Here is an 11660-nt window from a genome sequence, read left to right as displayed (position 1 = left end):
GAATGTGATGGGCATAAGAAAAAGGAAGTTCATAAAAGGGATGTGATGGCATGGGAAGACGTGTAATAAAAAGAAACAATCAAAACGCACAAACAGATGATAATCATTTCAATACATATTTGACATCTTCTTTAAAGGAAAATCTCGACAGTATTCAAAAAATGCTCGGAAACCCTGTTGATTTAGTCGTAAGGAACTTCTATTTGGCAAAGCACGCCTGTGCCATTATTTATATTGATGGACTGAGTAACAAACAGCAAATTGAAGAAAATGTTCTAAGGGAATTGGAGAGATTGGAGCAAAGTGATCAAACAGCAGAATTAAATACATCGAATTTATTAGCTATTATTCATGAACAATTAATTAGTATTTCTGGCATAAAAAATGTAGATACCATGGATAAATTATCATTTGGACTATTGTCAGGAAGTTCTGTACTTTTGCTTGACGGTGTGGAACGTGTTTTGTTATTAGAAACCAAGGAATGGGAAAGTCGTGCGATACAGGAACCTGTATCCGAAGCACTTATTCGTGGCCCAAGAGAAGGGTTTGTAGAAAACTTAAACACCAATATCGTTTTAATCAGAAGACAAATACGCGATCCTAATCTACATTTCAAAGAATACGATATAGGAAGAAGGTCAAAGAAAAAGCTTGTATTAGCTTATATATCTGGGATTATTCATCCAGAGCTATTAAAGGAAGTTAAAAAGAGACTATCCTCCATTGACACAGATGATGCGATGGAATCGGGATATATTGAGCAATGGATTGAAGATAGTTTTTTGTCTCCTTTTCCACAAATATTTAATAGTGAACGACCTGATAAAGCAGCTTCTGCCCTCATAAAAGGTAAATTTATTATCTTGCTTGATGGAACCCCTTTTGCTCTCATTGCACCGACAGAAATAGGTGGAGCATTTAAATCACCAGAAGATTATTACGAGCGTTGGTTAATTAGTTCATTGATAAGGGTGTTACGCTATTTATCAGCTTTTATAACCATGTTCCTACCTGCTTTGTATATTGCTTTAGTTTCGTATCATCAAGGTATGATTCCATCCCAGTTAGCTTTTTCAATTGCATCTACAAGGGAAGGCGTGCCATTTCCTGCTTTTGTTGAAGCTGTATTAATGGGAGTTACCATGGAACTGTTAAGAGAAGCTGGTGCGAGATTACCAAAAACAATTGGCCAAACCATTGGTATTGTTGGAGGTTTAGTTATTGGAGAAGCAGCCGTTTCAGCAGGTGTTGTAAGTCCAATTATGGTTATTGTAGTCGCTTTAACGGCAGTGGCATCATTTACAATCCCCATGTATAGTGTCGCTATTTCCTTTCGAATGGTTCGCTTCGGATTTATGGTAGCAGCGGCTTTTTTAGGCTTGTATGGTATTATCCTCGCCTATATTATGGTCAATATTCACATTGTCAATTTAAAAAGCTTTGGCGTTCCTTATTCTACTCCTTATGCACCGACGTTTATTGACGATTGGAAGGACTTGATTTTACGTATGCCAGCACCAATGTTAGGAAAAAGACCGGAGTATTTACAAACGAAAGATAAAATTTCTGCAAAAAACACGGAGGGATAAATGATGTATCAGTTTAAATATGCCGATGATAAAATTAGCGACAATGAGTTAATGATTACCATTCCTTCTGTAACCATTGGTGTAGGTGTACTCAGTTTACCAAGTTTAATTGCTGAGGATACAATAGGGTCTGACGGATGGATTCCTCTTCTTGGTGCTGGAAGCTTGTTTGTTGCATTAGCTTGGTTAATTGTTAAAGTTGCTTCGATGTATCCGAACCAACCCTTTATTAGTTTTGCATCCCTTTTAGTATCGAAGCCAATAGCTACTATAATAACCATTTTACTTGCTTTACAAGGCATTTTTATTACAGCATTTGTTTTACGAATTATTGCTGATCTTGCGAAAGAATATTTATTTGATCGTACTCCAGTAGAGGTGATTTCCCTTAGCTTTCTCCTCGTAGTAAGCTACGCAGTTTCTGGGTCAAGAGCAGGTTTGTTTCGGTTAAATATGATGTTTTTTCCCATTATTATTTTTATCATTGTGTTTGTCGGCATATTTTCTATTAATTGGTATGATGCTAGCAATTTTCTCCCAGCCTTTCAAACGGATCTTCAAGGGTATCTAAAGTCTACAAGAAACAGCTTATTTTCCCTAACTGGATTATTTGTTTTATTTTTTTACACGTCGCTAGTACGTAAACCAGATAAAGCGCCTAAAAAGGCGGCTTATGGTATGACAATGGTTTCTATATTTTATATATTTATTTATTTTATGTGTATCGGTGTGTTTGGCTATGCGGGAACAGCTAATGTCAATTACCCCATTGTTGAAATCGCCAAAGAAGTTGAAATACCCGGAGGTGTTTTTGAAAGGTTCGATTCTATTTTCTTTGTAATTTGGATAATGGCCGTTTTTAACACGGTTACAATGGCTTTTGATTCTTCTTTGTATGCTTTGAAGTCTGTTTTTAATTTGAAAAAAATCCACTATATATTGTTTTTAACGCCGGTGTTGTTTTTTGTGGCGATGATTCCTAAGGATGTAATAGATGTTAGAGAATTCGGTGATTTTGTAAGTTTGTATGGTCTAGTAATTACAACACTAACAGCAATCGTGTTATTTATTATTGCATCTGTGAAAAAAAAGGTCAGTTCCGAAGAAGCTAGCACTTCTAAAAGGGGGGACTCTAAATCATGAATTATTGGACAGATTATTTACCTGATTGGAGACAAATTTACTATACAGCGATTGCCTTTGTAATTCCATTTTTGCTGTATCAAATAAATAAGAGATTACACCACTACGGTGATCCATCTTGGAAAAAAGATAATGCAGATGAAACGCCACAAGAAGATGAGTAGCAATTTGGTAATAACTATTTATTAATGTTAGACTAATGAAAAATGGGTATTGAGGTGCAGTAGTGAAAACGAGCGAATTTAGAAACTATGATGCAGTGGATTTAGCTGATTTAGTAAAGAAAGGCGAGACGACAGAAAAAGAACTTTTGCTAGCTTCATTAGCACAACTTGCACAAGTAAATCCTACTTTGAATGCAGTTATTTCGGAACGTAAGGAAAAAGCGCTCCAAGAATGGAAAGATATGACGCAAAAAAGGCCGTTTCGCGGTGTGCCTGTTTTGCTAAAGAATACGGGGCAACAATTAAAAGGGGAGCGGACGACCTCAGGCTCCAAGTTATTGAAACAGTATGCTTCCGTAGCAAAACAAGATTCTCATTTTGTGCGTTCTTTTCGTGATGCTGGTTTTCAATTTATTGGTCATACGAACACACCAGAGTTTGGCTTGAAAAATATTACCGAACCTGAAACAGATGGCCCAACTCGAAACCCTTGGAATGTGGCCTATTCACCAGGTGGGTCAAGTGGCGGTTCGGCAGCCGCGGTTGCAGCTGGCATTGTTCCGTTGGCAGGAGCTAGCGACGGTGGGGGATCGATTCGCATTCCTGCTTCTTTTACAGGGCTGTTCGGTTTAAAGCCAACGAGAGGGAGAACACCAGTAGGTCCGGGAGCAGGTCGCCAGTGGCATGGTGCTGCGATTGATTTTGTCGTAACAAGAAGTGTGCGAGATAGCGCGGCAATGTTAGATGTACTACAGACAAGTCAGCCAGAAGCTGCCTTTCAAGCACCGCTCTATTTGGAAAACTACTTGGAAACGATGAAGCAGCCGCCAAAAGAAGAGCTTCGCATCGCTTATTCTGTTACATCGCCTGTTGGTACCCCTGTATCCAATGAAGCCAAAGAAGCGGTTATGAAAACGGTTCAATGGTTGGAGCGGTTAGGCTACCAAATGGAGGAAAATGATCCTTCCATTGATGGAAAGGAACTTATGAGAAACTATTATTTAATGAATAGTGGAGAAATGGCTACTGTCGTTATGCAGTTAGAGAACATGATTGGAAGAAAGATTACTAGTGATGACGTGGAATTGGAAACATGGCTGTTGCATTGTGCTGGACAGTCTATATCAGCAGCTGCGTTTTCCTCCAGTATTGCTTCATGGGATGTGGCAGCAGCTGCAATGGCTGATTTTCATAAAAGTTATGATTTCTATATTACCCCTGCTACTGCTTTCACAGCACCTAAAATCGGAGAATTATCGTGGGATACTATAGAGAAAAAACGGTGGATAGCAAAAATGGAGAATGCCAAAGCACATGAGCAACAAGAGATTATTTATGATATGTTTTTGCCGAGTCTAACCTATACGCCATTTACGCAATTGGCTAATTTAACCGGACAGCCTGCTATGTCTATACCACTTCATGTAACAAGTGAAAATATGCCTTTAGGTGTACAAGTAATGGCTAATAAGGGAGAAGAACACAGGTTATTACAATTAGCTTATCAATTGGAAGAAACCGACCTATGGCAAGGGATGAAAGGAAATCCATATTACAATCCTATGCAATAGGCGTGAGCATGATACAAATAGAGTTCATTCCTCTTAAAAAGAACGGGTAATTTAAATTTTGTGTTACTTTTTAAGAGGAAACTAGACTCTTACATGGTTGAATTTGTATAAGATGATGTGCTTTTTGCGAAGTTTGGAGAGCTTCATGTGATAGAATATTGAAAATAAGGAGGAGGCATGCTTTCCTAATTTACTTTGATTTCAAATTAATTTTTTTAATCTTGTTAAAAATAACATTAGTAGGTTTTATTGATTTCCTATTTTCAAGCGCACCAATCACATATATAATAAATAGTATGCGTTTGCATTGTAATTATATTTTTCTAAATATTATATCACATGCAGACGCTTCGTTTGTTCACGTAGCAATAAATAGAAAATACCATGTTGCTATTGGAAGCTTGACTTTATTCATTTGGTGTATGCCATTCACTATCAAGTATGCTCTATTCCAAGAACCTTATGATTTTAGTCAGGAGAGGTTCAAATTTTTCACGTATACTATTGGGAAAATATACGTAAAATAAAGCCTTTCGCCATAAGACGTGGCGATAAATCAATTTTTTCTATATTTGGAAAGGGGAAAAAGTATGGGGAAGAAAAAGGGAATATTCCAACGCTCGTTGGATGGGGTAGAAGTAGTAGGTAATAAATTGCCTCACCCTGTCACATTATTCGCAATATTGGCTTTAATGGTTTTGCTTTTGTCAGCAGCCTTGTCTCCGCTGGGTATTAGTGTTGAGCACCCAGGTGAAGAAGGAGAAATGGTTGAGATAAAAAATTTATTAAATGGCGAAGGAGTCAAATATATATTTTCCAGTATGACGGATAACTTTATTGGCTTTGCCCCACTTGGCGTAGTCCTATTGACAATGCTTGGAATTGGAATTGCCGAAAGAGCGGGATTAATTAGCGCTATCTTGCGTGGGTTCGTGTTAGCGGTTCCCAATCGATTTATTACATTAGGTTTAGTATTTGCAGGAATCATGTCAAGTGTCGCTTCTGATGCAGGTTACGTCGTACTGCCACCGCTTGGAGCATTATTGTTTGCCGCTGTTGGTCGCCATCCATTAGCCGGGCTAGCTGCTGCTTTTGCAGGGGTCTCTGGAGGCTTTAGTGCGAACCTAGCGTTATCAGGTACAGATGCATTGTTAGGTGAACTTACCATTGCAGCAGCTGCCATCATTGATCCTGCTTACGCTGAGGGTATGAGTATTGCGATGAACTGGTGGTTTATTGGTGCATCTGTATTTGTATTAACACTTATTGGCGCATGGGTAACAGAACGAATTGTTGAACCGAGGTTAGGTACATACAAAGGAGAATATGAAGAAACCGTTGAAAAGTTAACCAGCCTAGAAAAGAAAGGTCTTGTATGGGCGACGGTTTCTGTAGTGGTGTCTCTTATATTAGCAGCGCTACTCGTTGTTCCAGAAGGAGCTCCAATGCGTGGAACAGGAGAGCGACCAATTATCGAGTCGCCATTTATGGATTCTCTTGTACCAATTATTGCGATTTTATTCTTTATTCCAGGTCTTGTTTACGGTATTGTAACGAAGACAGTGAAAAATGATAAGGATGTCGCTTATCAACTTTCCGATACAATGGCTTCTATGGGGATGTTCATTGTACTAGCATTTACTGCTGGTCAATTTGTCGCGTACTTTAACGAGTCTAATATGGGATTAGTGTTAGGAGTTTATGGTGCGGACTTCTTGCAAAGTATTGATTTAACAGGGATACCTTTAGTAATCGTGTTTATTATATTAGCAGGGTTTATTAATATCTTTATAGGAAGTGCCTCTGCAAAATGGGCGATGATGGCACCGATTTTTGTGCCAATCATGATGCAATTAGGTTATTCACCAGAATTAACGCAGATGGCCTACCGTATTGCCGATTCATCAACAAATATTATTTCACCACTTATGACCTATTTTGCGATTATTATCGCTTTTGCACAAAAATACGATAAGAAAATGGGGATTGGTACACTTGTTTCAACGATGATTCCTTATTCTATTTTCTTCCTTATTGGATGGACATTAATGCTTGTTATTTGGATGTTAATCGGAGTTGAACTAGGACCTGGTGCGCCAATTTCTTATTAATAAGGAATAATCACTGATGTGTCAATATGTAATGCATAGAACCTCGTATCCAATTTAATTGGGTAGCGAGGTTCATTTATCTGGAATCTAGTGGGAAGTTGTTGAAGTGATAAGAGATTCGCTTGAATAGATACGAAAGTCGTTCAAGTTCACACTTTTTCACGAGATTCCACTTACATTTTGGACTTCTTTCCTGACTATGTGTAGTACATAAACACTTAACTTTTCACTAAACTTCTAAGATAAAAGTCTACGCTTTGCTTATAGGAATAAACATTAAAGTTTTTAGTGTTTGAAAGGTGTATCAATAGTATACTGTTCGTTTGCAAGCTATCGTATAAACTATGAATATGTGGATATACTAGAAATGGAAAATCTATGTAATGGAAGTATAGAATTTTTAATCTATTAGCACCTCCTTCTTTAGCTTGCACTACTTTTCTAGTATAGTTAGATTAGGGAAAAAGATGATGAAATAGATTTGGCCTTTGCCAATTTTAGGGCAATAGCCGCCGTCGTTTGACTTATACTATAAATCCATCCTCTCTTATAGTGTGAAAAACGAGGCATGAACATCATTATCGTAGGAAGAAATGTTGTTATAATGTATATAGAAAGGGGCTTATTTTATGGAGAGTACAATGTCATATAATGTAAAAGTAGAAAATGTTTTACAAAATATAAGAAAAGTAATGATCGGCAAAGAAGAACCTGCTGTTTTAAGTCTTGTTGCTTTATTAGCACAAGGGCATGTGCTATTAGAGGATGTACCAGGTGTTGGGAAAACCATGCTTGTAAAAACGTTGGCGAAGTCTTTAGATTGTGACTTTAGAAGAATTCAATTTACCCCTGATTTATTACCTTCCGATGTTACAGGTGTATCGATTTTTAATCCAAAAACACTAAAGTTCGAATTCCGTGGTGGGCCAATTCTCGGTAATATCATATTAGCTGATGAGATCAATCGAACTTCTCCCAAAACACAATCCGCCTTGCTAGAAGCAATGGAGGAAAAACACGTTACTGTCGATGGTAATACGATGCCTCTAGCTCGTCCTTTTTTTGTCATGGCTACTCAAAATCCAATTGAATATGAAGGTACGTATCCATTGCCAGAAGCACAATTAGATCGATTTATTTTAAAATTAAACATGGGATATCCGACGTTTGTGGAGGAAATGGAAATGCTTACACGTACTTCGCAGGCGCATCCTATTGATTCTATAGAAGCTGTGTTAACAAAACAAGAATTAGAACATATCCAAGATGAAGTAAAGCATGTGTATATCGATAAAAATGTACAACATTATATTATTGATTTAGCAACAAGTACGAGAACAGACCCGCAAATCTATTTAGGCGTCAGCCCAAGAGGGTCGATTGCTTTGATGAAAGCGGCAAAGGCATATGCTTATATTTTAGGGCGTGACTATGTTTTACCAGATGATGTGAAATATTTGGCTCCTTACGTTTTAGCACATCGAATCATCCTGCGTTCGGAAGCAAAATATAGTGGAGAAACTGCTAGTGACGTTATTGCAATGATTATCGAACAAACGGAAATACCAATACGAAAGGAATTGCTTTAATGAAATACCGCTTTCGAATGATTGTAAGCAGTCTGTTTCTGATTACTATCCTCCTGCTGTTATTTTCGTATGCTATGTTTCAAGGTGGCTTTGTCAGTTGGTTTTTATTTTTTAGTTTTCTTCCTATATTGTTATACGAAGCAGTTGTTTTACTATATCCAATTCGCAAATGGCAGGTTAGTAGAAAGCTTTCCCATTATATAACCAACGCTGGTGGAGCGGTTACGGTAAAGGTTAAAATAAAGCGTCGTTTTCCATTTCCTTTATATTACTGCATCATAGAAGATATGTTAGCAGATTCATTGAAAAAGGTGGACAACGGTAAAGAAAAATATCAGTATATGGGACAAGCTGATCAACTGTTTATTGAACGGAGAATGAAGCGGGTTCTGTTTCCAGGTTTTAAGCGTACATTTTCTTTTTCTTATCAGCTAGAACAAATTCCAAGAGGTGTACATTCCTTTCCAAAGGTACGGATACGGACAGGCGATTTTTTTGGGCTTGTGAAAAAAGATCATATATATGCTGTAAATGACTCGCTCGTTGCGTCTCCAATTGCTCGACCATTCCTATTAGGAGAACAAATTCGTAATCAGCAAGAAGGAAATGTGCTCAGCTCATCGTTACGACTTAACAATGTCAATCTAGCGACAGGGATAAGGGAGTATTTACCTGGCGATCGTGTGTCTTGGATTGACTGGAAGCAAACAGCAAGAAAAAATACGATGATGACAAAGGAGTTTGAGCAAGAAAGAGGAACGAGCAGAATCATTGTCCTAGAAGCTTGTAATATATCAAATCCGATTGTTTTTGAAGGAATGGTGGAAGTAACGTATGCTTTGCTTACTCATTTTAAGAAACAATCGTTAGAATCTGGATTACTTACCGTCGGAAAAGACACAAGTTTTTTTGCATCTATTCATGCGCAAGGAGACTTTGATCGATTAAAAGAACATATAACAAAACTACAGCCAAGTAAAAATGATATGTTTTCAATGGGCGTTCAGCACCAATGGTCTAAGCTCGTGAGCGGGGATACCCTTTTATTCATTGTAGGAAATATGGATAAACCGTTCGTAGAGATGATAAAAAAGGTGAGGCAAAGAGCGAAACATATATGCATTTTGTTTATTCGGCCTGCACAACAATATACCTATTCGACTCCGTTTGTTCGTCAGTTACAAGCTTTTGGCGTAGATGTATTTGAAATGACAGAGCGCGAACTAATGAAAACCCCGTTAGAGGTGAAAAGAATATGAGTACGCAAAAGTCGAGTCCTGCTACTTTTTATACGTTGATTCTTTATATATGCGGGTTCATTTTATTTCTAGAATGGTTCTACCCTTTACAGGAAGTGACGGATACGACAAATATTAGTATGTTTATGCTTTACGGCGTTCTATGCTTTCTTCTTTCTTTTATGCAGGTTAGATGGTGGCTGTCGTTTATCTTGAAGGGGGTAGCATTACTATTCGTGGTAAATAGTCTTTTTTTTACGACGAGTTTTTTAAACCCGTTATGGATCGGAGAGTTACTGCAAGATAGTATCGTAAACATGCAAGCATTGTTTAACAAAACATGGTATGAGTTCACGCCATTGTTTCGTAGTACGTTGTTTCTTATTTTAATCTGGTTAATGAGCTATTTACTCCATTATTGGTTTGTTATCAGAAAACGTGTCCTTATGTTCGTATTTCTGACGATTGCTTATTTGGCAGTGTTAGACACGTTCACCGTTTATGATGGCACTGCTGCGATCATTAGATCCTTCATCATATCTTTGCTTGCTCTAGGGTTAGCCCATTTTATGAGAGAGATGGACCGAGAAGCGCTTCGGTTTACATTAGCTAAGAAATCTGCGGTTTGGTTGCTGCCATTAGTTGCGATTGTTTTATTTTCTTCGGCTGTTGGATTAGCTGCACCAAAATTTTCCCCACAATGGCCTGATCCCGTACCGTTTATTCAAAGCAGTGCAGAAAATGCAGGCTTCTCTGAAGAAGGAAATGGCGGAATTCAAAAGGTAGGCTACGGAGAAGATGACAGTAGATTAGGAGGTTCTTTCGTACAAGATTATACACCAGTTTTTGAAGCGAAGGCGGATGAAGAACATTACTGGCGTGTAGAGACAAAAGATGTGTATACAGGAAAAGGGTGGGAAAAGAGCCGTGATTCTTCCTATACAGAATTAGGTAAAATACCTCCAATGTTTCAAGAAAATGTTAATTTAAAAACAAAGCAAGCTACGATCGAATTTCAAGGTGATGAAGCACTTGATAAGCTCGTTTATCCGTACGGTTTTGATCATGTAGAGGCACCAGAGGGGGAGCCATATTTTGATATGTCATCGGAAGCAATTCAGTTAATGGATGATGCCAATGATCCGATTACATTAGAAAATTATACGGTTGATTATGGATATCCTACGTTTCAAATCGAAGCTTTGCGACAAGCTTCCAGTTCAGGTAACTCTATGGAAGCATATACGCAAATTCCAGAGACGCTTCCAGATCGAGTAATTGAATTGGCGAAAGACATTACTGCTGAAGAAGAGACGCAGTACGATAAAGCAAAGGCGATTGAAAGCTACTTCTCCAGCACCGATTTTACGTATCAGACGACAGATGTTCCTGTGCCCGAAGCAAATGAAGATTATGTGGATCAATTTTTATTCGATTCTAAGGTAGGATATTGTGATAATTTTTCCACCTCGATGGTTGTCATGTTACGTTCGCTGGATATTCCTGCAAGATGGGCGAAAGGATTTACTGGTGGTGAATTAGTGGATGCGGGAAGTGAAAAAAACACCTATGAAATAACTAATTCCAATGCACATTCATGGGTAGAAGTCTATTTTTCTGGTTCAGGATGGGTTCCATTTGAACCAACAAAGGGATTCTCGAATTTATCCGACTTTCAGAATGAGCCTATAAGTGGGGAAACGCAGCAACAAGATTCCTTGCAACAGTCGGAACAGGAGACAGAGGATGAGGAGCAGTCGGAAGAAACAACGCCTGAGGAGGAAAAAGAAGAGGAGTCTGAAGTCGCATCAGCTGCTGCATCTAACTCGAGGCCAACTGCCATGGAATGGATGTTGCCAACTGTTATCGGTATCGCGCTTTTACTCATTGTCTTCATTCTTGTTTACAGAAGTAGGCTTCGCATACAATCTAAATGGGTACGTCGTAAATTTACAGCGGATAATAATGTTGAAAATCAACAGGAAGCGTATCACTTTTTGATGAAAGTGTTACAAAAACAAGGGGAAGCAAAACGCCCTGGGGAAACGTTACGAGAGTATGCAATGAAAATTGATAAAAAGTATGAAACGACGGATATGCAGAAGCTTACGGAGCATTATGAACGGCTCATTTACAGAGATGACGATAAGCTTGCTTCTAAAACAGAGGTGGCGCAATTATGGAAAAATTTAATAAAACGAATATTGTCTTGACCAGCATTCGTTTTGTTATGTAGAATAAGAACATAACGT

At 38.2% G+C, this 11660-nt stretch carries 8 protein-coding genes; all 8 read left to right on the top strand.

What is annotated here, in order from left to right; translation table 11 throughout:
- Positions 1 to 50 precede the first annotated feature (50 nt).
- The 8 genes from D9780_RS14190 (at position 51) to D9780_RS14160 (ending at position 11621) form a co-directional block, all read left to right on the top strand.
- Positions 51 to 1592, top strand: coding sequence for a spore germination protein (locus D9780_RS14190; protein ID WP_121640533.1), 1542 nt, complete (start codon positions 51 to 53; stop codon positions 1590 to 1592).
- A complete protein-coding gene (locus D9780_RS14185; protein ID WP_121640532.1) occupies positions 1593 to 2735 on the top strand; it encodes a GerAB/ArcD/ProY family transporter in 1143 nt (380 codons plus the stop codon). It abuts the gene before it with no gap.
- Positions 2732 to 2899, top strand: a complete 168-nt coding sequence (locus tag D9780_RS21170) for a hypothetical protein (protein WP_162985882.1) — start codon at positions 2732 to 2734, stop codon at positions 2897 to 2899. The genes D9780_RS14185 and D9780_RS21170 overlap by 4 nt, the downstream gene beginning before the upstream one ends.
- Positions 2900 to 2961: 62 nt before the next feature.
- Positions 2962 to 4470, top strand: coding sequence for an amidase family protein (locus D9780_RS14180; RefSeq protein WP_121640531.1), 1509 nt, complete (start codon positions 2962 to 2964; stop codon positions 4468 to 4470).
- A 590-nt stretch (positions 4471 to 5060) separates the two neighbouring features.
- Positions 5061 to 6581, top strand: a complete 1521-nt coding sequence (locus tag D9780_RS14175) for an AbgT family transporter (RefSeq protein ID WP_121640530.1) — start codon at positions 5061 to 5063, stop codon at positions 6579 to 6581.
- Between the two features lie 629 nt (positions 6582 to 7210).
- Positions 7211 to 8170 carry an AAA family ATPase gene (locus D9780_RS14170; protein WP_121640529.1) on the top strand — a complete coding sequence of 320 codons (960 nt, stop codon included), beginning with the start codon at positions 7211 to 7213 and terminating at the stop codon, positions 8168 to 8170.
- Positions 8170 to 9429 carry a DUF58 domain-containing protein gene (locus D9780_RS14165; protein ID WP_121640528.1) on the top strand — a complete coding sequence of 420 codons (1260 nt, stop codon included), beginning with the start codon at positions 8170 to 8172 and terminating at the stop codon, positions 9427 to 9429. The genes D9780_RS14170 and D9780_RS14165 overlap by 1 nt, the downstream gene beginning before the upstream one ends.
- The gene (locus D9780_RS14160; RefSeq protein ID WP_121640527.1) at positions 9426 to 11621 is read left to right on the top strand and encodes a transglutaminase TgpA family protein; all 2196 of its coding nucleotides are present in this window, start codon (positions 9426 to 9428) and stop codon (positions 11619 to 11621) included. The genes D9780_RS14165 and D9780_RS14160 overlap by 4 nt, the downstream gene beginning before the upstream one ends.
- The last annotated feature ends 39 nt before the right edge of the window (positions 11622 to 11660 follow it).

The sequence above is a fragment of the Virgibacillus sp. Bac330 genome, from assembly GCF_003667845.1.
GTDB classification, from domain to species: Bacteria; Bacillota; Bacilli; order Bacillales; family Amphibacillaceae; genus Virgibacillus; species Virgibacillus chiguensis.
The sequence above is the reverse complement of the archived record's forward strand: the minus strand, read 5'-3'. Positions and strand labels throughout refer to the sequence as shown.